Source organism: Koromonas humicola (genome assembly GCF_059726255.1).
This window is the reverse complement of sequence record NZ_AP040873.1, coordinates 641,764-662,671: the sequence shown is the minus strand read 5'-3', so window position 1 is coordinate 662,671 and position 20,908 is coordinate 641,764. Positions and strand designations below refer to the sequence as shown.

The following is a 20,908-nucleotide window of genomic DNA, read 5'->3' as shown; positions in this document are numbered from 1 at the left end:
TCGCACCTGCTGCACTCTCGCAGGTTATCTGGGCACCCATTGGGTTTCAGTTTGCACTTGTGATTTCGATTGCGAAACTTGGACTGAAGTGGCGCGGCGAATCGTGAATGGCGTGCTTTTCAGCAGCTCTCAAGAGAGTTCAGCAGTATACTTCGTGCGCTTTTTGGGGCCGACCTCGGCTGCAAGATGACTGACGGTCCCCCGGGCCCTGAGGTTCTCATCTTCGCAAAGAGAGGGGCACTCGAAATGCGACGCAATGGATGGATTGTCCTGGGTCTTGTCATGATGTTCTTTTTCTGCGCCGTGTCCACGGTGCAGGCCATCGAGAAAAAACTCAATCTCAGCGATTACAAGGCAGTGGTGATCAGGCCGTTTGAGACAACGGTGAAAGGCGCGTATGGACTGCCTTCGGCTACACAGGATGCCGTGACGCAAGCGCTGAAAGAAAGCGCGCTGTTCAAAGAAGTGATTACGGCGGGAGAGAAAGCGACTCCGGCACAACAACCTTCGGCACCGAACGCTCCGACTGGCTTGACGGCGACCGTTGAAGGAGAAACTGCGAAGCCGGCGCAAAGTGTTCCGGCGGCAATGGCGGCCGATACGAAGGCAGCCGAATCGAAACCGAAACTCGAAGAAGCGAAGCTGGTAACGGCTACGAAGACCGAAACGCCGAAAGCGGAAAGAACGGTGGTGCTGGAAGCGAGCCTGGTGGATTTCGAACAGGGAAGCGCTGCGAAAAGACTCATGGTGGGATTCGGTACGGGCCGCGCGCATGCGGGTTTCCAGTTCACGCTGAAAGATGCCGCGACCGGAGAGGTTCTGTGGACGAAAGTTGTGAAGTCAACCGCTTCGTTCTGGTTCAATGGCACGACTTCATCGGCAGCAGAAAGATCGGAACTGCCGGAAGGAGTGGCGAAGAAGTTTATGGAGGAGTTAAAGAAGGTTTCGAAGTAGAGAGGAAGAGTTGGGTGTGGGCGCTCTGCGGAGCGCCCGTTTCATTTACCCGGTCCTTTAGGGACAGAGTCTGGTGGCCGAGGGGCCTTTTGGGTATCGGTGGATATTTGAACGGTGTTGGGATCCTTCACTGCGTTCAGGATGACAGTCCGAAGCAAGAGCAACGGCCCAAGAACAAGAACAACGTCAACTACCCCACCCTAAACTCAAAGAACGAGTTTAGGGTGGGGCACCCGGAATTCGGTTGAACTAGTTACTTGATAGTCAATTTTGTTGAGTCACTTGCTCGACTGTGAGAGAACGGGCGATTCTGCAGGCGAACGCTTGGACGCAGGGAATGGGCAGAAGCAGGAGTGGGTAGCAGGATTTGGAGATGGCAGGTAAGTAATGCCCATTTGGTAATCAGGAGTGTGTGACTACACATTGTCCTAATTCTTACCAACGATTTACATCTCTGACGAGAGAAACTGGATAAAATGTGCAACATGTCCGCGGCTCGGATCCTGATTGTTGACGACGAACGCACAATTGCCGACACACTCTCGGTCATATTCCGCCACGCGGGGTTTGAGACCTACACGGCCTATAACGGACAACTCGGGCTGGATGCGGCACGAACGATCGCTCCGAACCTTGTGCTGAGCGACGTGGTTATGCCGGGACTCGATGGTGTGGCGATGGCCATGGAGATTCGAACGACCATGCCGAATGTGGAAGTGCTGCTGTTTTCGGGGCAGGCGGCCACGGTGGAGTTGCTGCGGGAAGCCGAGCAGAAAGGCTTCCACTTCGAAATCATGCTGAAACCGGTGCATCCGGACGAAGTGATTAAGAAAGTTCGAAAGGCACTGGCGGCACACGGATAGCTCCAGCCAGTTTGGCCCTGACGATGTCCCCTGCCACACTCGATTGATCTGAGCCCCGCTCCTCACGGGGGCATCCAATCGCTAGCACGTGAAATTCGGAGAGTTGACACGCAATTGGGACGAAGGGATTCGGCATGTCCGAATTCCGACAAGAGGAGACATGGCAGGAGACACGCAAAAGAGGAAGGGCGCGCCCCAGATCACTCCAAATGAGCCTGAACACGTTGGCTCGCGACGCGATCCGGAAGAACGTTCGACGCATGACAAGCATGAGCACGAAGCGCGCGAGAGAGCACACGACAAGACACTGGCGGATTCGTTTCCGACAAGCGATCCGCCCTCGACGATTCCAGATCCGGAAGAAGAGGACGTGGCATAACCCGAGTCAAATTCGTACTGAAAGCGCTCCCGCGAATGGGAGCGTTTTCTTTTGGGTGCTATCTGCGCGAAAAATCGTCGAGGGCACATGCGAGTCGCTGGAGAGCTTCGCGGGTCATTGCGGGATCGCCTCCGAAGCCAACGCGGAAGTAGCTGGGCATTTCAAACCAGGAGCCGGGAACGACAGCGACTTCGTATTTTCGAAGTAGGAGTTCGCAGAAATCCTCAACCGGGCCGGAGAGCAGGCTCGGAGCAATGACCGTGCCGTAACACGGGATGTTGACGTCTAGGTCGGTGCGTTGGGAGAGAATTTCTCGGGCGGCAGCGCGATTGGCATCGAGGGCGAGGCGGGCGCGGGATTCGAGTTGGTTGATATAACCGAGAGCAATGGCCGAGATGTGTTCGGAGATGTGCGGGGCGTTGCCGGTGAAGAGATCCTGCATTAGGCGCATGCGGGAGGCGAGTTCAGGGGCGGCGAGGATCCATCCACAGCGAAGAGTGCCGAGGCCGTAAGCCTTTGTGAGGCTAGTGGTGACTACGAACTGCGGGCCGAGGGAGAGCGCGTGCTGATGGGCGGCTCCCCAGATGCATTCGCGATAAACCTCATCGACTAGGACGTGAGCGCCGTAGGTCGCAGCGATTTCTCCGATGGCTCGGAGGGTGTCATCGGGCACGGCAGCGCTGGTTGGATTATGCAGGTTGCAGAGGGCGATGACGCGCGTGCGCGGAGTGATGGCACGGCGAACATCTTCGGGGTCGATGGCGAAGGCGTTCTCGGGGCGGCGGGGAAATCGACGGATGTTGGCTCCGAGGAGGCGCGCTGTGTGGAGCAGAGGGTCGTAGGTCGGCTGCTCGATGAGGACCTCATCGCCGGGATCAAAGAGCGCAGAAAAGGCAAGATGATTGCCGAGCGAGGTGCCGATGGTGGGGATAACGCATTCCGCGGCAACTCCGGTGCGCTGGGCAAGGCGCTCGATCAGCAACGGGTCGCCGTAGGAGGCTGCGGGGCCGAGTGCGAGGTCTTCGGGGCCGATGGGGAGTTCATCAATTGAGACTGCGCGGACGGCGCTAGAACGAAGGTCGAATCGAACAGGAGAGGCGAGTTTCGCGGCGTGTGTGTAGGGGGAGTGGATCGAGGATCGGGCGGCGTAGTGCATAAAGAATTATGTCACTGCGGAGGAATTTCGAAATCTATGGAACAGGTTGAGGGACTCCCGAAAACAGCCGCCCCACACAAATCGAGATGTTACGTCCTTTGCAAGCTAGGGATCTTGTTTTGCTGATGCAAGATGAAGTGCTGAGCCCGTGAACCGAAACTGTAGTACCAGGGTTGGCTTTTTCCAGTGATCTAGAATTTTCCCCTCGGTAGAGCCGGCAAACTCATCCACGATGAAATCATCTTTCGGCGCAACGGCCTGTGCGAGCTGATTGGCATAGCCGTGGATTCTCAGTGCTTCAGTCCTCTCCGGCATTGGGTCAAGTGTAACGAGTTTCTTTTCAACTGAAGCGACTACGAACCATGACGATACGACTCTCGGGCTGATCGTAGATGTCGTAACCAGCAAGCCATCTTCCCCGTTGGCGCTTGTCACAGATGCAAAAAGAGGGAAATAGGCCCTTAGTCCGTGCATCGTGTGCTCGTAGACTTTGGACCATCCCTGCCCTGGGGTGAACTTCAGTACGTTGGTCGTCAGAAGTGGATGTGCTGGATCAGTCGGATCTTGCATAGAGTACTGGAATGCGACCTCGGGGATGCCGTCATTTTCGAAATCAAGATCAATCTGACTCCCCAGAGTTGCTCCCACAGGAAAGAACCGTGAGACAGAGGCTGCATCGGCACCCGCTTTCCAGTAAATTGCAGCGTGTCCGCGATTGTAACGATGTGATCTTTGTCTCCGTACATCTCAAATTGCCAATAGAACTTACCTTGAATCTTCACCGGGGCCGGATATTGCACGACCAACATTGCGTCATCAAATCTGGAAACGACTGACTGCTGATCCTCGGACGGCCACACGACACAAGCCCGCTGTCCTGCAACCGTCATCATCTGGATCTGTGGATTCGAACCAAAAGGCAGAAGCTTATGATTTGCTTGTGAGCGACAGACCTCGCTGGGTTCATAGCCCCCGCCTGCGTCCAAGAAGAGGTATCCATCTTCGCCTCTGAATCGTGCTTCCTCACCGGACTCCTTTTGCCATTCCGAAGGGATTCGAAGTTCTACAGCGTAGACGTCGTTTCTGTAGCTCCGCCAAGAAACGTTGCCGGGGTTAGGACGCTGAGCTGAGCTGAACGTACAAGCTGCAATGAGGAACACAAATCCAACGCAGAGTAGAGACTCCCGAGTTTGGAAGTGCATATCTCTCCCCTCGATACCTCACCACGTCACGCGCAGCACTTTACGCCGAAACGACTGAGAGTTCCACGATTCTCAGTCCGAACCGAATGATTGGACAGCAAGTCGAACACCCCACTCAAGCCAGAAGATGGCTTCAATGGGCACCCGGCGATGCCAGAGGCGGGCAGTCTGCTTCCCAGGTTAGCGCCGCAAAGGGCGCGTTGCGAACCTGGGGCACCCGGCACCCACTTTCTCGCTCCTTCGTTCCTATTGGCTGTCCGCGGATCAGTTGTGTTTGCCAATACTTCCGGTTGGGAAGGTATAGCCAGGCATCAAACAGTAGCATGGATGCTTAGGACAAATGCGACGAAAGTCATAGCGGGGCGGTTTTGCTTGATCGAGTATGAACTGTTGCATGGATGGAGAGGTGATACGTATGGGATCTGAGCAGATTGCGGCGTTCGCCGCCATTGATCTGTCGCAGGCAGCTCGCGATTTCGCAGCCGAGGTGGCTGGTGCGGTTGAACGCAAGAAGAAGACGATTCCTTCCCCTCCGGGGCTGCAGGTGTTTCTACTGTACGTTCGGGCTGACGGGAAGGTGCCCGTGCATCAAGTAACAGGAGCGATCACGGTGCACACCTTGCTCGGCAATGCGGTGCTCACGGTAGATGGTCACCCATTCGCACTGCCGGCCGGGAACATGCTTCCCGTCGCGGCTGGAGTTCCGCACGCCGTTTCTGCTGACCAGGAGAGTGTTTTGCTGGTGACGCACGCATTGCGGCCCTGAGGCACGTTCATCGGCGCGACAACCGCAGTCGGCTTTCGTGCGGGCGAAGGGGCGGCGTTCGGTTCGCTTCAGCTCACATATCTCACTATCATCAATGCAAAGTGACACGAAAGGAGCATGCTTTGGGGAAAGCAACAGAAGCTCTCGAACGTGAACATCAAGTGATTCAGAAAGCGGTCGCCGTGATGGCACGAATTCTCGAACAACTGGAGTTGAAGCACTCGATTGATGCCGATATCTTGCGGGAGCTCGTGCGGTTTATGAGAGAGTTCGGCGATCAATGCCACCACGGTAAAGAGGAGAGCTATCTCTTTCCGCTGCTGGAGAGCAGGGGCGTTCCGTCGACGGGGTGTCCACTGGCCGCGCTGAAGGGAGAGCATGTCAAAGGGCGACAATCGACGGATGAATTCGCTGAGGCAATTGCTTCGTACATCGCTAATCCGGCAGGTGGACGCCTCAGACTGATGGAGTCTTTGCAGGGTCTTATTGCTCTATATCCGGCACATATCTGGAAGGAAGAATACCTGCTGTTTCCAATGACGGGAAAGATCTTGTCTGGAGAGGACGACGAGCTGCTGATGCAGCAATTCGCGGTCGCAGAGTCAGGTCTTGGGTCGGGGGCACACAGCACTTACGAGGCCTTGGCCGACGATCTGATGGAGCGAGTAGGAGAATGTCCTCAGTGTTCGAATGAGGCTACATAAACACTGATAGTACCTAGAGCAACCACCCCATCCTAAACTCGCAAGAGCGCGAGTGCAGGATGGGGCACCCGGCACCCGGAGGGATGTTGCTGATTGGGCAGTTCCTCGCTATTCATTCATCTGTTTGTCCGTAATTAGTATTTTGAGTTCGCGGAAGATGCGCTCGATTTCGCCGCGCTGGCCTCGCTCGCACATTCCGAAGCGAATGGAGTCGAGTTCCTGCTTGGCTTCGAGGAGGCGCTTGCGAACTGTGGGGAGCAGATCGCCCGTGGGTTCGAGCGAGGCGAAGCGGTCCTGCACGTCTTCGACGGTAAGTTCATCCGCGCTAAAATCCCTCGACCAGCCAAGAATCAACTGCTCTGAATCACGCATGACCACGAATACTGGGATGCGGCGTCGTGCCATACGCGTTGAGACCGATTGGGGCTTCACCTCATGGGCAGCCTTGAAGTTAATCCAGTAAACTAGACTGGGAGCCCAAAGTGCATATTCCAGACGGATATCTGAGCCCTTCGACTTGTGCCGCTATGTATGCGGCCAGTGGTCCGTGCTGGTGGGCGGCGCTGCGGAAAACGCGCCGAAAGCTGTTTGGTCGCACATTGCCGAGACTGGCTCTATTTGCGGCGTTCTCGTTTGTAACGATGATGTTCAACCTGCCGCTGCCAGGTGGTACGACGGGGCATGCAGTGGGAGTGGGGATTGCAGCCATTGTGCTGGGGCCGTGGGGTTCGTTGCTGGCGATTTCGCTGGCGCTGGCAATCCAGGCGCTGTTCTTTGGCGATGGCGGCATCACCACGCTAGGCGCGAACTGCTTCAACATGGCGATTGCCGGGTCGTTTGCTGCGTGGGTGATCTATCAGATTGTGAGCGTTGGGGCGGCGGCGGATTCGCGGCGGAGAGTGGTGGCTGCGGCGCTGGCTGGGTATGGCGCGATCAATGTTTCCGCGCTGCTGGCGGCGATTGAGTTTGGGATTCAGCCAATGCTGTTTAGAGACGCGAGCGGCGCACCGCTGTATGCTCCGTATTCGCTCGGAGTGGCGATTCCGGCGATGATGGCGGGACACCTCACGATTGCAGGAGCCGCTGAGGCGGTGATGAGCGCGGGGCTGTTCAGCTATTTGCGGCGGAACGAACCGGCGCTGGTTGGTCTATCCAGTATGGAAACGGCGCGTCCTGTGAAGCTGTGGGGCGTGCTGGCCTTGGTGCTGATGCTGACCCCGCTGGGGATTCTGGCAAGTGGTGCTGCGTGGGGCGAGTGGGCCCCGAAGGACTTTAGCGATGCCGCGGCGCGGGCGGAGATTTCGGCGGCGAGCGGGCGAGTGGAAGCTCCGACGGCGGCTCCGACAGGACTGGCGAGGCTGTCGAATGTGTGGACGGCTCCGATGCCCGATTATGCTCCACGGTTTGTGAAAAGCGCGGCATTTGGATACATGTTGTCGGCGATGTTCGGCGTGGGACTGATCGTTGCAGTTGTGTGGCTAGCGCAGAGGTTGGGATTGGGCTCGCAGGCCATGGACGAACACGACGCCGCAAATGAACTGGCAGGGCTGGAGAGCGCACGGGAAGGCGTTTCGCAACGGAGCAAGCCATGAGCACGGGCGTGTTGGCGAAGACAGTTCGCGGTTTCACCCGTGCGCTGGAAAAGACTCTGGTACTGGAGAACGCGACACAGGAGCGAGGACTGCTACAGGCGCTGGATCCGCGGGTGAAGCTCGCGGGATTGCTGGCACTGGTAGTGGCGGCAGCGTTATCGCGCAAGCTTGCGGTGATGGGCGCCCTGTTTGCGTTGGCAATTGTGCTGGCCTTCGCTTCGCGGCTGAGTGTGTGGTCGTTGGCGAAGCGGGTGTGGATTGTTGTGCTGGGATTCACGTCAATGATTGCGTTGCCAGCGCTATTCTTAACGCCGGGGCAGGCTGTGTACGGGATTGGGCCGCTGGCGATTACGGCACAGGGGTTGCGCGCAGCAATGATGCTGATTGCGCGAGTAGAGACGGCGGTGACGCTGAGCACGCTGCTGGTGCTGACGACTCCGTGGATGCATTTGCTTAAGGCACTGCGAACGCTGTGGGTTCCGACAGAAGTAATCGCGCTGCTGGCGATGACGCATCGGTATGTGGTGCTGCTGATGGAAACGGCGAATGCGATGTTTGAGTCGCGACAAAGCCGCATGGTGGGCACGCTGGATGGGCGCGAGCAACGCAGGCTGATGGTGAACACTGGCGGCGTGCTGATGTCGAAGACGCTGGAAATGGGGAACCAAGTATTTCTGGCGATGCAGGCAAGAGGGTTTCGCGGTGAAGTGCGGCTGCTGACTGAGTTCCAGATGCGTGCGTTGGACTACGTCGCGCTGTGTGGATTTGCGGTGGCCGTGGCGGCCACAGTGGTCGCGGGAAGATAAGAATGGCGAGCAATACGCTTACGGATGAATCGACGACCAACGCAGTGACGGCACTGGAGTTTGAAGCCGAGGAAGTGCGCTACCAGTATGAGCGTTTCGCTGCACTGCAAGGGCTTTCGTTGCGTGTCAAAGCAGGAGAGCGCATCGCGTTGCTAGGAGCGAACGGCAGTGGCAAGAGTACTCTGCTGCGATTGCTCGATGGGCTGTACTTTGCATCCGGCGGCAAGCTGAGGTTTCGGGGCGCGGAGTTGACGGAAGCAGCGATGGAAGACGATGCGTTTGCGATGAACTTCCGGCGGCGCGTTGGGCTGGTGTTTCAGAATCCGGATATTCAGCTTTTCAATCCCACGGTGTTTGATGAAGTGGCATTTGGGCCTTTGCAATTGGGATGGCCGCGTGAGGAGATTCTCGACCGCGTGCACGGCGTGCTGGAGTGGATTGGGGCAGCGCACTTGAAGGATCGCGCTCCGTACCGACTGTCGGGCGGCGAGAAAAAACGCGTGGCGATTGCATCGGTGATTGTGTTCGATCCGGATGTTCTGCTACTGGATGAACCGACGGCATCGCTCGATCCGAGAAGCCAGAGCCAGGTGATCGAGTTGCTGGAATCGTGGAACGATGGACAGAAAACGATCATTACCGCAACGCATCAACTGGAAGTGCTGAGCGAGATTTCGAATCGAGCAGTCGTGTTGCAGCATGGCGCGGTGGTGGCCGATGCGTCGCCTTCAGATGTGCTGGCAAATACGGAACTGCTGGAGTCGGCGAACCTGATTCACTCGCACCGGCATGTGCATGAAGGAATGGCGCATAAGCATCCTTCGCCCTATCTGAGACACGAGCACAAGCACTGAGCGTTTCCTACTCTTGAGGGTCACACTTATTTGAATGTTGCGCGGGCGGCGAGTTCGAGCAGTTTTGTACCGAGGCGGTAATGGCCGTGCTGGGCGGTCTTGCTGACCAAGTGATGCGATTCCAAGACCTGCAACAAGCGATGGACTGTGCTCTTGTGCAGTCCGATGGCGGCCGTTAGTTCGGCAAGGCTCATTTCACCGCGGTCGGAGGCTGAAAGCAGATCGAGGATGGCGACGGCGCGGTCGAGTACCTGCACTTTGTACGAGACATTGTGCGATTCGGCACTCGTTTCGGTTGCGATTTGCTGGGTTGCAGTCTGCAATGCCTGCGCCACGTCCGTCATGTTGGTCCCAACTACTAACGTACCATTGCGACTCGTAGGAAAACAGAAAAGCCTGCCGCGGTGGCAGGCTTTTTGTATTGCTGCGCTCCCGCTTAGAAGCTATAGCCGACTTGTGCGGCGTAGGTTCTCGGAGCGAGGAAGTGAGTTCCGCTGAAGGTGGAGAGGAAATTGTAGAGAGCCACCTTGTTGCCGAGATTACTGACCGTGAAGCGTACGGACACTTTGCGCTTATCGGCGCGGAACAGGTTGTCATCACCTAGAGCCAAGTCAAAGACGTGCCGCGGGGCGATGCGGGGCGGGTTGCGATCATCATTCTCGGTTCCCGGGGCGGGGATGCGGATGCGATTGGAACCTTGTGCAAGTCCCGGAGCGCAGGAACGAATCGGCGAGTTGAGGGTGGCGGTGGTCGATCCGCAGAACAGGCCAATGGCCGCCTGCTGATCGGCCGTGAAGCCGAGAGCTGTCGCATAGTCAGGGACGTTTCCGGCGACCATGCCGCTTTCATAATCCCAAGAGAAGCCGATCCAGGGGAGGTTCTTGCCGAACTGGTACTGCAGGTGAGTGTTCTGCTGGAAGGCCTGATCGTGGTCGATGCGGAAGACTATGGCATCGATGGGCGAGTTGAAGATAACACCTCCGGTTTCGGGTCCGAAGAAACGCGAGCGGGTGTGTCCGAAGACCGAATAGGCAGTCCATCCGTGGATTTCAGGCATGTTGAGACGGACGGCCACGCCGTCGATCTTGGACTTGCGCCACTGAATTGGAAAAGCCAAAGGCGTGTTGAACAGCGTGTCGAAGTCGAAGTCCCCGTTGGTGTATTTCCAGAAGTAGCCTGCGTCGAGCCGCAAGTACTTGCCGAATCCCTGCTGGAGTCCCGTTTCGAACTCGTTGCGGTGTGCGGTGGTTAGCGGGCGATCCTCCTGCGCTCCGAAGACATTGGCGCTGAGTCCGCCGGTGCCCGTGGAACTGGAAAGCACGAGGTTCTCGTTGTACGGGGTCAGCATCAGGCGTCCGTAGGAGAGCCGCAGGACGGTGCCAGTTTTGGAAATGAGGTAGCTGGCTCCGAGGCGAGGCTGGACGGCATGATCGCTGCTGAGTCCGTTGTAAACATCGGCGCGAACGCCACCCATCAAGGTGAGGTTCTTGAGTTTGATGGAGTCCTGCGCGTACACGGACTCTTCCTTGACGTCGGTACGGCCGCGGAAGGCGAACAGGGAGCCACCACGGGTGAGATCGTAAGCCACGAGGCCGGGGACGAACTGGGGGCCGGTCGGGTCGTTGAACGCAGGATCGGTAATGCCGAGTTGGAAGAACTCGGATAGGAATGTGTGCTGCCACTGCACTCCGGCCTTGAAGTTGTGGCGTCCTTTCACAATGGAAAGATCGCTCTTGAGGCCAGTGCTGGTGAGTCGGCGCTGCTGCCGAAGTGTTGCAGGCAGGTCGGCAAAGGGGTCGGCACTGGGAAAGTATCCGACGCGATCCTGACGGACCCAGGCGTTGGTGCTGAGCAAGGTGCTGGGGCTGAACTGGTGATTTAAGCCCGGCGCGATGTTGAAGCTGCGCACCTGCTGTCGCTGATCCTGTCCGGCAGCCTGCTGATCGTAGGTGTTCGGCTGCTGGAACCACGAGCGCGAAGCGGAAAGATCGAGGTGCACCGTGTCGCTGGGCGTGAGCTGCAAGTCGGAACGGTTGAAGATGTTTTCGGAGTTTCCGTGGGCGTGGAGCGGGCGGAACTCAGGGGTGTCGAGGAATCGTCCGGAGTTGAGTCCGTCGATGGCGGTGAAGTTTCCCCACCGTTCGTTGCCAACGCTGAAATTGAGCGAAGTCGATGCGGTGCCGAAGGAAGCGTACTGCCCATTGATGCCGCCATGGACGCCATTGGTGCCAAGGCCGCTCTTGGTTGAGGTGCGGACGACAAGGCTAGCCTTGTCTCCAAACTCAGCGGGCGCGACACCACTGACGACTTCCATGGAATCGATAGTGCTGGTGGCAATCTGGTTCGAGAAAGTACGACTCTGCTGATCGCTCACAGGCTGATTGTCGATGACGAACGATGTATCAGAGTGCTCGCCCAGCGGGTGGAAGAGGCCGTTGGAATCGCTGACGACGCCGGGAGCGGTCTGCTGCACGACCGAACTGAGCCCGGAGGTTCCCGTTACAGGGAGGCGATCGATGAGGCCACTGCCGACATCGACGTGCGCGACGGGATCGGTTTCGACCAGTTCGGTTTCTCCACCATGAACCTCAACGACGGTCTGCGAAGCAGCGACGTTGAGTGTGAGTTTGAGGGCGACGACTACCGACGAGTTCACATCCGCGTCACGGTCCACAGGGGCGAACCCGGGAGCGGTGATGTTGAGGTGGTAGTGATTGAAGGGAACGTTGCGGAAAAAGAACTGCCCGTTGGAATCGGTCGTGGCCGAGGCGTTGTAGTTGGTGACGCGGTTCTCGATGTGCACGGTGGCACCAGGAATCACGGCCCCGGTGGGATCGGCTACGAAGCCCTGGATGGCTCCAGAGGAGCCAGAGGTCTGAGCGGCGAGAACGCTGGATAAAACGATGGCGAGAACCGCCAATGCAATAACTGACGAAACCTTCATACTTTCGTAAACTCCAATGTTGCTCGAGGACGCGTCAGAAACGACGAAGTCGCGCCGATTTGCGGAAGCAAAATCGAACGCCCCTTTTATGAGGGATCAACACGAGCATTGCTTTTCAGTTCAGATCATCACGGCTTGCGTAAGCCCGTGGGCGCCGGTGGCGTTTATCAGGCGAATGAAGGCGGAGCGCGGGAGGTGTGTTGCAAGAGCGCAACACGGCGCGGTGCCTGGGGATTATACGCGACCTGGTGCGCGACCTCGAGAAGCGGTTGTCCTTCGGCAGGCATCGGCGCTGGAGCATGCAGCGCATTAGCCACTCGACAGAGCGAGCAGACATCATAAGGACCAGAGGCTTCTTCGCGTATCAGGCTATGGTCTGAGGTGGTCGCAGAAAGCAGTTCGGGAACGCGCTGGTCGTGAACCACCGGATGCACGAGCAGGTGCAATAAGAGCACCAGCGCCAATCCGGACTTCCACCGCCAGAGACGAACCATACAGTTCAAGTATGCGATCAGACGACCGTACCTGTAAAACGGACCGCGGCTTTCGAAATTTGCGAAATTGAAGATTTGGGCACTCTATCCAAGCGCACCGGGCTCATTTAGGCGAAAGCACGGCAGGACCTGAGCAGGTTGGATGCAGATGAGCGCCCTAGGAAATGTGAATAGAAGGTTACAATTGGCTGCCGCCCTCCATTCGGTTGGCGGGAACGCAGTACACTGATTGGCTATGCCGCCCCGTTCGCTCGCGAATCCGGAGTTTTACCTGAATCGGAGCTTGTCATGGCTCGCCTTTAATCGGCGCGTACTGGCCGAAGCTGAGGACGAAAGCAATCCCCTGCTGGAACGCCTTAAGTTCCTGGCAATCACGGCCAGCAACCTGGACGAATTCTTCGAAATTCGCATTGCAGGATTGCTGCAACACTTGGAAGAGGGGCTGGTCGAGCCCGGTCCGGACGGGTTAACTCCGGCAGACGAGCAGCAGCTCTTGGTGGGGGCGACCCACGATTTTGTACGCGAACAGTATGAGTGCTGGAATGAGAAACTGCTTCCGGCACTGGCCGAAAATCGCATCCGGGTCCATTCACTGGGCGACCTGAACGACACGCAACGCGATGCCGTAGATGAGTACTGCCGGAACGAACTGGACGCCCTGCTAACGCCAGTGACGGTCGATCCGGCGCATCCTTTCCCACGTGTGATTCACAAAGCGCTGTGCCAAGCATTGCTGCTGAGACGCAGACGCCGCTCACGGGCAAATGCTCCGAACTACATGGGCGTAGTCACAGTGCCACGAAGTTTGCCGCGACTGGTGCGACTGCCGGATTCGCGTGGCGATTCTTTTATTCCGCTTGCCGATCTGGTTGCGTTGCACGCCGGACGCATGTACAGGGGATACGAGATTCTGAGCGAAGGTGCGTTCCGCATTACGCGCAACAGCAATCTGTACTTGCAGGAAGAGGAATCGAGATCGGTGCTGGAGTCGGTGCGCACGGAGTTGCACAACCGGCGCAAGGGAGACGCTGTACGGCTGGAGATTGACTCGGATGCAAGTGCGGATATCGTTTCGAGATTGCAGACAGTGTTTGAGTTGCAAGACTGGCAGGTATATCGCACACCGGGGCCGGTGAATCTGTCGCGCCTGATGGACCTATACACGAGCGTGAATCGCCCGGATCTGAAGTTCAAGCCGTTCCAGCCGAAAGAATGGTCGCTGCCCAAAGGAACGCGAGACATCTGGGGTGCACTGCGACAAAGAGATGTGCTGCTGCATCATCCTTTCGACAACTACGACACGGTGGTTTCGTTTATCGAAGCAGCGGCCGAAGACCCTGCGGTGCTCTCGATAAAACAGACGCTGTATCGCACGAATTCGAACTCGCCCATCATCGAAGCGCTGATTAGGGCGGCTGCTACGAAGGAAGTGACTACTGTAGTCGAGGTGAAAGCGCGGTTCGATGAAGCCTCGAACATCAAGTGGGCGCGCGAACTGGAAGATGCGGGCGTGCAAGTATTTCACGGCCTCGTAGGGCTGAAGACGCACTGCAAGTTGACGCTGGTTGTACGTAAGGATCCAGATGGCGTGATGCGGCGGTACTGCCATTTGGGGACGGGGAACTACAACCCAACGACAGCGGCGTTCTACACGGACATGAGTCTGATGACGGCTAGTCCGGACATCACGTTTGCCGTGCACAATGTTTTCAACTTCCTGACGGCTTACTCGGAACAACCAAACTACAACCCGCTGCTGGTGGCTCCAGTGGATTTGGCCGAAAGGGTGGCGAACCTAATTGCACGCGAAGCCGACAATGCGAAGGCGGGAAAACCGGCGAGGATCATCGCGAAGGTCAATTCGCTGCTCGACAAAAGCGTAGTGCAGGAGTTGTATCGGGCATCGCAGGCGGGCGTACAGATCGATTTGATCGTGCGCGGCATCTGTTCGCTGAACCCAGGGATTCGCGGAGTAAGCGATCGCATCAGGGTTCGCAGCATCGTAGGCCGCTTCCTGGAACACAGCCGCATCTATTACTTTCAGAACGGCGGTGAGGAAGAGATCTATCTTGGGAGCGCCGACTGGATGCCGCGAAACTTGTACGAGCGCGTCGAGGTCGTCTTTCCGCTTCGCGATCCACTGCTGCGAGACCGAGTGCGCCATGAAATTCTGGAGGCGTACCTGGCAGACAACGTAAAGGCACGGATTCTGCAGCGCGGGGGAAGCTACGAACAACTGCATCCAAAGACTAAGGCTGCACCGTTCAGCGCGCAAGATTTCTTGATTGATGTGGCTGAAGGTAAGCGCGACCTCTCGGCAATCCCCAACGTTCCGGTGAGACCGCCTCGAAGAATCTCGAGACCACGGGCTAGGGTCGTGCATCGTTAAAAAACAGGACAGGCTGGGATAGATCGATGATTGTCTATTTTTTGCGTCACGCAAATGCAGGACAGAAGCGCACGAATCCAGTACAGGACTCGAAACGCCCACTCGACAAAGAAGGCATCGAGCAGTGCAGGTACGTAGGGCGGTTCCTGAGTGCGCTGGATACGCATGTGGACCTGATACTGTCGAGTCCGCTGAAGCGCGCGATGCAGACGGCAGCATTTGTAGGAAACGAGATTTATTACGACCAGCGAATCGAGCGAACTCCGGCGCTGTCGCCTGCAGCAGACTTCGATCGCTTTCGGCAATTGCTGATGCAGATCAGGGATCTGGAAGCCGTGATGGTGGTGGGACACAATCCGAACTTCAGCCAATTTCTGTCGCTTTTGGTGACGAATGGCACGAACCAGAAAGCGATCGAAATGAAAAAAGGCAGCGTCGCCCGGGTGGAGATGGGTCCGAAGCGCAGCGTGCTGAGCTGGATAGTGACACCGCGCCTGCTAAAAGCCGCCTACAGTTCTACGCAGACCAATGCGCGGCCAAAGGCTTCCTGAAACTGGTTGGCTTCGCGCTCTAAGGCCCACAGTTCCAACTCGGCTCCGGTGGCGCGGGTGATAAGTGTGAGCCGTACTGTCTTCGGTTCGATGCGTGCACGAAAGCTTACAACGGCGGAACGTCTTCCCTGCTCTACCGCGCGAGCCAAACGCAACAACATCACAGCTTGAGGAAGTAGCAGCCGATCGACAGGCGCAAGCACGCGCACGGCAGGACTGGTCGGCGTGATTTTGGATTTGCCGAGAAACCGCGCAATCGCTGCGATGAAGCGTCGTTGGCGCACGGTGAAGCCCAGGAGTTCGGAATGGCTCAGGATATAGAACGCGTGTCGGCGGCGTCCTGCGCGGCTGATAAAGGAGCCAACCTCGTGCAGCATAGCCGCGGCGTTGACCAGGCTTGCATATTCGGGCGGCAGGTGGTGGACAGGCGCAAGAACCTTGAAGAAGCGCTGCACGTGCTCAGCAACGTGTTGAGCAAAGCGAAGATCGATCTGGTAATGAGCGGCAAAATTCATGATCGAGTTCTGACGTTCACTTTCCATTTGCTTGCTGAGCCCGATGTCTTCGACCTCTGCCGCCATTTGGGCGAGGACGCCATCGCGTAATCCATAGGGCAGATAGCGGAAGCTGGTGAGATCGAGTTGCGTGAACAGTTCGGAGAAGACGTGGGCTCCGGCTACGATAATCTCAGCTCGGCGAATGCCAATGCCCTTCAAAGCGCGGCGCCTCTCGACATCCAAGGCCGAGAGTTTCTTGGTGAGGCGCAACAAACCCGCGCGCGGCACGGCACTGGTTGCGGAACCTTCGCTGGCTGCCCACAAGTCGCTTAACGCGGCAGGCGTGCCGGAGGTGGCGATTGTCGTATTGATCTTGTGCTCGGTGAGAATGTGGCAAACACGACGCACCTCTTCGCCGATGTAGCTTCGCATCTGATCGAGTTCGGTTTCTGTCGGAGGATCGTGCTTGAGAAATTCGCGCGTGAGGCGCACGGCTCCGAGGGGCAGGCTGTAGATGTGCTCGATCTGGCCCTTGTAGGAGACGATGAGTTCGCAGCTACCGCCGCCAAGATCAATGAGCAGAACGCGTCCGGAACTGATTCGGGTGTTGGCCATGACGCCGAGGTGAATCAGGCGTCCTTCTTCAACACCACTCACAACCTCGACGCGCCACCCGGTTGCGGCGCGAACCCACTGAATAAATGCCTGTCCGTTATTGGCGTCGCGAAGGGCGCTGGTGGCGACCACTCGCACCTGGGTGGCTCCGTGGGATTGTGTAGCTTTGCGGAAGCGGCGGAGAACGCGCACGGTCTGTTCCATAGCCGCAGGGTCCAGGGCTCCGCCGCGGAACACTGCTTCACCAAGACGGACGACTTCACGATCCTCGTGCAGCACCTGGAGGTGCTTGCGCACGACGCGTGCGATCTTGAGACGAACGGAGTTTGCGCCGATATCTACGGCGGCCAGGATCGCCATCAGCTCGCCTTACGCACTAGTTTGAGGGTTCGAGCTGCGGGCTGCGCCGGACGAGCTAGCTCTGCATGCAGGTGCTCAGTCACCCGCAGAGCCTTGCGGTATTCGCGGCGGGTGCCAGCTTGAAGCGCTGCGTGGAGACGTTCTGAATCGGCGGATTTCTTCAGCTCCTGTGCGGCGATCTGCTGAAGTGTGGACCAGTCGTGCCACACGCCGATTGCATCCTGCACCTGTTTGAATTTCTCCGCCAGTTCAGATGCCTCTTCGAACTGCTCCATGGGTTCCAGCGAATATCGCAACATCTTTGTATTGATGCGAAGTCGGTGAAGACGAGCTTCATCGCTGGGAACAGTATGCGTCCACTGAAGGAATTGCTTCCGTGCACGTGCGCAGAGTTGCTGAGCATTCTGCAAAGTGGGCTCATTCTGCGAGGCTTTATCGGCCAGCGAAGGGAGCTTCTTACGCATCAATTGCGCAGAGTCGAAAACATGCTGGCGCAACGAGCGGGACTGGCGCTTGCGATCTGAAGTGAGAACTCGACAAAGCTTCTGCTGCAGCTTCAAATCGTGATCGGAGTTGGCGCTGTGCGCATTGCGGCTTTGCTTTTTGGGCAGGAGCGGGGTTTCGAGTATGCCGAGATGCACGTCAATGTCGCGTACCTTCCCGGCTTTCTTGCGCAGAGTTTTCAGTGTTTTGGCGACTTTCTTGGGGCAGTTCTCGAGCTGCGCTTCCAGGCGACGCACGGTGGTGCGGAGGCGATGAACATTCTTGACGCTCGCACGGTCAGGGACTTTGTCGAGCAAGGTGAGCAGCCCGACCGAGAGTGCAGCGGGAGTCAACTGGGTCGCGCCTTTCGCCGCCATAGGGAGAAAACGATACCGCAATCCGATGGACGGCGGCAACGTCAGCGGCGGGCAAAAAAGATCCCATGCCAGCCGCGCGAGTATTTCTGGCGGCGAACATGGGCCCTGACAGTACCACAGAAAAGCAAGAACTTATTGAACCAGCGCTGGCTCCGGCTCCTCAGCTTTCTGCTCGGGAAGCGCGTTGTGAATGCGCAGGAACTCAACGGACCCTTCCTTGCCGAAGTATCGAGCCAGGAGGTCGGGCTTCGCGTGGCGCAGATCCACCATGAGCAATCCGTCGAGGACGTTGGAGAACTTGGCGTCGACGTTGAAGCCGAGGAATTTGCCGCCGAGCTTCATGTAGTGCTTGATGAGAATCGGAACGCCCTTGCCGTCGCTTTCAAACATGCTGACCCAGTCGGAAATGTCGTCGAGAGAGTAGACGCGGGCGAACATTTCTGGCTCGTGCACGTCTTCAGCAGCAGAACGCGGCGGATTCTTGGGCCGCAACATCTTGAGCAGCTCCGCATCGACTGAATGCGCGCTCAGATAGCTGGTGAGCACTTCACGCGAGGCTGGAGTGTAGTCGGCGCTGATGCTGACAGCTCCGAACAAAATCGGGGTCTCAGGATGACGAACGACCCAGGAACCGATGCCCTTCCAGAGAATGAGCAGCGGCGCGTACTGGCGCTGGTAGTCGAGCGCTACGAATGAGCGTCCAAGCTCCATGGCGGGTCCGACTTTGGCGAAAAACTGCGGCTTGAAACGGAACAAAGTTGCCGTGTAGAGGCCACGCATTCCGTAACGGCGGACAACGTCCTGCACGTTGCAGATGCGATAGGCTCCGGCGATTTCCTGCCGCTCTTCGTTCCAGAGAACGAGGTGAGTGTAGTAGACGTCGAAACGATCGAGGTCGCGCGACTTGCCCGTTCCCTCACCCGAAGCGCGGAATGTGAGTTCGCGCAGGCGTCCGAGTTCGCGAACGATATGCGGGGCCTGACGAGAGCTGAGGGCATAAACACTCATCTTGCCTGCACTTACGAGCAGGGACTCCGCCGGAAGCGAGGCCAGTTCGCGTCGAAGCACTTCCGGGTCCTGCGCAGGAGCTACAGCGTGCTTTGGCTGCCAACGTGGCGGGAAGAAGCGTGTTCGCGGCGAGCCAATGCGGTCGCGAAGGGAGAGCAATGAATTGTTCCAACGCAACAGGTCGATGGCTTTGTCATCGTCGTGAACGGCCTTCAGCGTTTCGGCCTCGACCGGTGCGCCAAGACGGATTTCGACGCGACGCCCTCGCTTGTTGATCAACTCGTGAGGCAGGAAAAGAGTGCGCAGGCGCGGGTTGATCATGCCAGCGAGGTGGAAGCCTACGCTGTTCTTGCCGGAGATGTAGCACGGAACACTCGTGGCATTGGCCATGCGCGCGATACGTGCCATGTTGCGGTTCCACTGTGGGTCAAGCACGCGACGATGGTGACGGCTCCAGGAAGCGACTTCTCCGGCGGGAAAGACAACCAGCATGTGCCCCTGGCGGAGCCAGTCGAGCGCTTCGCGGATGCCGCGGCGATTGGCGGAATCGTGGCCTTCGCCCATCATGTTATCAACCATGATGAAGTGCGGCGCTAGTCCTTCGAGGCACCCAAGGAGCTGATTGGCAAGAATCTTGACATCAGGGCGGATTCGCAAAAACAGCGAACCCATCAGCAGGCCATCGAGCATGCCATAAGGATGATTGGCAAAGACGACGGCCGGACCTGAGGTCGGCACGCGCTTAAGGTCTGCATCATTAACGGTGTACTCGACCTGCATCTCGCGCAGGATGTTATCGAAAAGCGTGCCATCAGGGCGCGCAAGCGCTCCGGCATAGATGCGATCGAGACGACGAAGAGGGAGAAACGGACGCGCCCATGGGATTTTCTTCCCGAGGTTTGCAAACGGTGTCGAAGTAGTTTCAGTCATTGTGCCGCGATACATGTTGAGTTGAATACTGCGCCCAATCTCTTGCTGGGTTATAAATCCAGTGTAAATCTTTGGTGAATCAGTTCACAGTAGGGCAAAGAGCTTCATTCCCAAAGTGTTGCTCTGTAACCCTGACCGGCAACGACCTTAGCCCGAAAACACTGGATACGCAAGGAGTCGCAGCACTTATGAGTTCCACGTTGGGACAGGGACGATCGGCGAAGAGATCCGAGGGCAAAAACTGAAGCGGTCCTGATGTGATTACACACAAAAAGCCCCACGGGGACGTGGGGCTTAGAGCAGTGTCACTCGAGTGAGTTTAGCTTTTCACCACTCGGAGATTGTTGGTGACTTGGAATACGCCCGGAACCTGGTTGGCACGCAAACCGACAGCATTTCTGTCCTGTTCGCTGTCAACCACTCCTTCAAGGCGAACCCGTCCGCCGTCCACAACAATGTGGATGCTAGGCACAGCCGACCAGCTATAGCGCGACAAATCAGCAAAACCGAATATCGAACGTGCGACATCGCGACGGATGCGGTCGTCCATTGGAGAAGGCGGCAGGTCGCGAATGTGGTCTACGACCTTCTCGACGCCTTCGATGTGCTTCACACTGCTGACGGCGTCGCCATGAAGCCCGTTGCTATTCGCATCGCCGAGCAGCTCAACGGTGTTGCCGTTCACGCGGAAGGCGAGCCAGTCCCAAATGGTGTAGTACGGCTGCATGACCAGTTCATGACGGACTTCGCGCGCGATGCGGTCCTCTTCATTTGCAGGCTGATTTTTAGGCTTGTGTATCGGTAAGGCTGGAATGGCATCCGAGCTCTGCGCCGAAGTCTGAGGAGTGACATCGGCGGGCGCTGCATCCTTGTGCTGGCCAGCAAAGGCCGGAATTGCCAGCATGAGCGCAACAGCGAGGAAACACAGCTTTCCGTTGTTCATATAGCGTTCTATCTCCTTCTTACCCTGCTAGATAGAACGCT

At 57.5% G+C, this 20,908-nt stretch carries 21 protein-coding genes; 10 read left to right on the top strand and 11 right to left on the bottom strand.

The window, feature by feature from the left end; all coding sequences use genetic code 11:
* The first annotated feature begins 246 nt into the window (after positions 1-246).
* From AC6IZD_RS02975 to AC6IZD_RS02965, 3 genes are all read left to right on the top strand, one after another.
* Positions 247-954 (top strand): DUF4410 domain-containing protein, encoded by a 708-nt coding sequence (locus AC6IZD_RS02975; protein ID WP_497786194.1) that lies wholly within the window; start codon positions 247-249, stop codon positions 952-954.
* 485 nt (positions 955-1,439) lie between these two features.
* Positions 1,440-1,817, top strand: coding sequence for a response regulator (locus tag AC6IZD_RS02970; RefSeq protein WP_497786193.1), 378 nt, complete (start codon positions 1,440-1,442; stop codon positions 1,815-1,817).
* A gap of 160 nt (positions 1,818-1,977) precedes the next feature.
* Complete coding sequence (locus tag AC6IZD_RS02965; protein ID WP_497786192.1) at positions 1,978-2,196, top strand: hypothetical protein; 219 nt, start codon at positions 1,978-1,980, stop codon at positions 2,194-2,196.
* Positions 2,197-2,254: 58 nt separating this feature from the next.
* On the opposite strand, the gene AC6IZD_RS02960 is transcribed toward AC6IZD_RS02965, so the two are convergent.
* The 3 genes from AC6IZD_RS02960 to AC6IZD_RS02950 all read right to left on the bottom strand — a co-directional run bounded on the left by AC6IZD_RS02960 (position 2,255) and on the right by AC6IZD_RS02950 (position 4,245).
* Positions 2,255-3,352: a pyridoxal phosphate-dependent aminotransferase gene (locus AC6IZD_RS02960; protein WP_497786191.1), complete on the bottom strand. Its 1,098-nt coding sequence runs from the start codon at positions 3,350-3,352 to the stop codon at positions 2,255-2,257.
* Between the two features lie 105 nt (positions 3,353-3,457).
* On the bottom strand, positions 3,458-3,922 hold the full coding sequence (locus AC6IZD_RS02955; RefSeq protein ID WP_497786190.1) for a hypothetical protein: 465 nt from the start codon (positions 3,920-3,922) through the stop codon (positions 3,458-3,460).
* Entirely contained in the window at positions 3,886-4,245 is a 360-nt protein-coding gene (locus AC6IZD_RS02950; protein ID WP_497786189.1) for a hypothetical protein, read from the bottom strand. The genes AC6IZD_RS02955 and AC6IZD_RS02950 overlap by 37 nt, the downstream gene beginning before the upstream one ends.
* A 724-nt stretch (positions 4,246-4,969) precedes the next feature.
* Here AC6IZD_RS02950 and AC6IZD_RS02945 point away from each other — a divergent pair.
* Both AC6IZD_RS02945 and AC6IZD_RS02940 read left to right on the top strand, forming a co-directional pair.
* Positions 4,970-5,320, top strand: a complete 351-nt coding sequence (locus AC6IZD_RS02945; protein WP_497786188.1) for a cupin domain-containing protein — start codon at positions 4,970-4,972, stop codon at positions 5,318-5,320.
* Between the two features lie 122 nt (positions 5,321-5,442).
* Entirely contained in the window at positions 5,443-6,024 is a 582-nt protein-coding gene (locus AC6IZD_RS02940) for a hemerythrin domain-containing protein (RefSeq protein WP_497786187.1), read from the top strand.
* 108 nt (positions 6,025-6,132) lie between these two features.
* Here AC6IZD_RS02940 and AC6IZD_RS02935 read toward each other — a convergent pair whose 3' ends face one another.
* The gene (locus AC6IZD_RS02935; protein WP_497786186.1) at positions 6,133-6,429 is read right to left on the bottom strand and encodes a hypothetical protein; all 297 of its coding nucleotides are present in this window, start codon (positions 6,427-6,429) and stop codon (positions 6,133-6,135) included.
* Between the two features lie 77 nt (positions 6,430-6,506).
* Here AC6IZD_RS02935 and cbiM point away from each other — a divergent pair, with 77 nt between their 5' ends.
* The 3 genes from cbiM to AC6IZD_RS02920 are packed head-to-tail and all read left to right on the top strand — an operon-like array spanning position 6,507 to position 9,276.
* Positions 6,507-7,616, top strand: coding sequence for a cobalt transporter CbiM (cbiM, locus tag AC6IZD_RS02930; RefSeq protein ID WP_497786185.1), 1,110 nt, complete (start codon positions 6,507-6,509; stop codon positions 7,614-7,616).
* On the top strand, positions 7,613-8,422 hold the full coding sequence (cbiQ, locus tag AC6IZD_RS02925) for a cobalt ECF transporter T component CbiQ (RefSeq protein WP_497786184.1): 810 nt from the start codon (positions 7,613-7,615) through the stop codon (positions 8,420-8,422). Before cbiM ends, cbiQ begins: the two co-directional genes overlap by 4 nt.
* Before the next feature lie 2 nt (positions 8,423-8,424).
* Entirely contained in the window at positions 8,425-9,276 is an 852-nt protein-coding gene (locus tag AC6IZD_RS02920; protein WP_497786183.1) for an energy-coupling factor ABC transporter ATP-binding protein, read from the top strand.
* 26 nt (positions 9,277-9,302) lie between these two features.
* On the opposite strand, the gene AC6IZD_RS02915 is transcribed toward AC6IZD_RS02920, so the two are convergent.
* The 3 genes from AC6IZD_RS02915 to AC6IZD_RS02905 form a co-directional block, all read right to left on the bottom strand.
* Positions 9,303-9,620 carry a helix-turn-helix domain-containing protein gene (locus AC6IZD_RS02915; RefSeq protein ID WP_497786182.1) on the bottom strand — a complete coding sequence of 106 codons (318 nt, stop codon included), beginning with the start codon at positions 9,618-9,620 and terminating at the stop codon, positions 9,303-9,305.
* 92 nt (positions 9,621-9,712) lie between these two features.
* Complete coding sequence (locus AC6IZD_RS02910) at positions 9,713-12,220, bottom strand: carboxypeptidase regulatory-like domain-containing protein (RefSeq protein ID WP_497786181.1); 2,508 nt, start codon at positions 12,218-12,220, stop codon at positions 9,713-9,715.
* Positions 12,221-12,387: 167 nt separating this feature from the next.
* On the bottom strand, positions 12,388-12,714 hold the full coding sequence (locus AC6IZD_RS02905; RefSeq protein ID WP_497786180.1) for a hypothetical protein: 327 nt from the start codon (positions 12,712-12,714) through the stop codon (positions 12,388-12,390).
* 235 nt (positions 12,715-12,949) lie between these two features.
* Here AC6IZD_RS02905 and ppk1 point away from each other — a divergent pair, with 235 nt between their 5' ends.
* Both ppk1 and sixA read left to right on the top strand, forming a co-directional pair.
* On the top strand, positions 12,950-15,103 hold the full coding sequence (gene ppk1 / locus AC6IZD_RS02900; RefSeq protein WP_497786179.1) for a polyphosphate kinase 1: 2,154 nt from the start codon (positions 12,950-12,952) through the stop codon (positions 15,101-15,103).
* 26 nt (positions 15,104-15,129) lie between these two features.
* Complete coding sequence (gene sixA, locus AC6IZD_RS02895; protein ID WP_497786178.1) at positions 15,130-15,654, top strand: phosphohistidine phosphatase SixA; 525 nt, start codon at positions 15,130-15,132, stop codon at positions 15,652-15,654.
* Here sixA and AC6IZD_RS02890 read toward each other — a convergent pair.
* The 4 genes from AC6IZD_RS02890 to AC6IZD_RS02875 all read right to left on the bottom strand — a co-directional run bounded on the left by AC6IZD_RS02890 (position 15,612) and on the right by AC6IZD_RS02875 (position 20,867).
* Positions 15,612-17,126, bottom strand: a complete 1,515-nt coding sequence (locus tag AC6IZD_RS02890) for a Ppx/GppA phosphatase family protein (RefSeq protein WP_497786177.1) — start codon at positions 17,124-17,126, stop codon at positions 15,612-15,614. The two genes, sixA and AC6IZD_RS02890, sit on opposite strands and share 43 nt — an antisense overlap.
* Positions 17,126-17,986: a CHAD domain-containing protein gene (locus AC6IZD_RS02885; RefSeq protein WP_497786176.1), complete on the bottom strand. Its 861-nt coding sequence runs from the start codon at positions 17,984-17,986 to the stop codon at positions 17,126-17,128. The genes AC6IZD_RS02890 and AC6IZD_RS02885 overlap by 1 nt, the downstream gene beginning before the upstream one ends.
* 132 nt (positions 17,987-18,118) lie before the next feature.
* The gene (locus AC6IZD_RS02880; protein WP_497786175.1) at positions 18,119-19,939 is read right to left on the bottom strand and encodes a bifunctional lysophospholipid acyltransferase family protein/GNAT family N-acetyltransferase; all 1,821 of its coding nucleotides are present in this window, start codon (positions 19,937-19,939) and stop codon (positions 18,119-18,121) included.
* Positions 19,940-20,243: 304 nt separating this feature from the next.
* On the bottom strand, positions 20,244-20,867 hold the full coding sequence (locus tag AC6IZD_RS02875; RefSeq protein WP_497786174.1) for a BON domain-containing protein: 624 nt from the start codon (positions 20,865-20,867) through the stop codon (positions 20,244-20,246).
* Between the last annotated feature and the right edge of the window lie 41 nt (positions 20,868-20,908).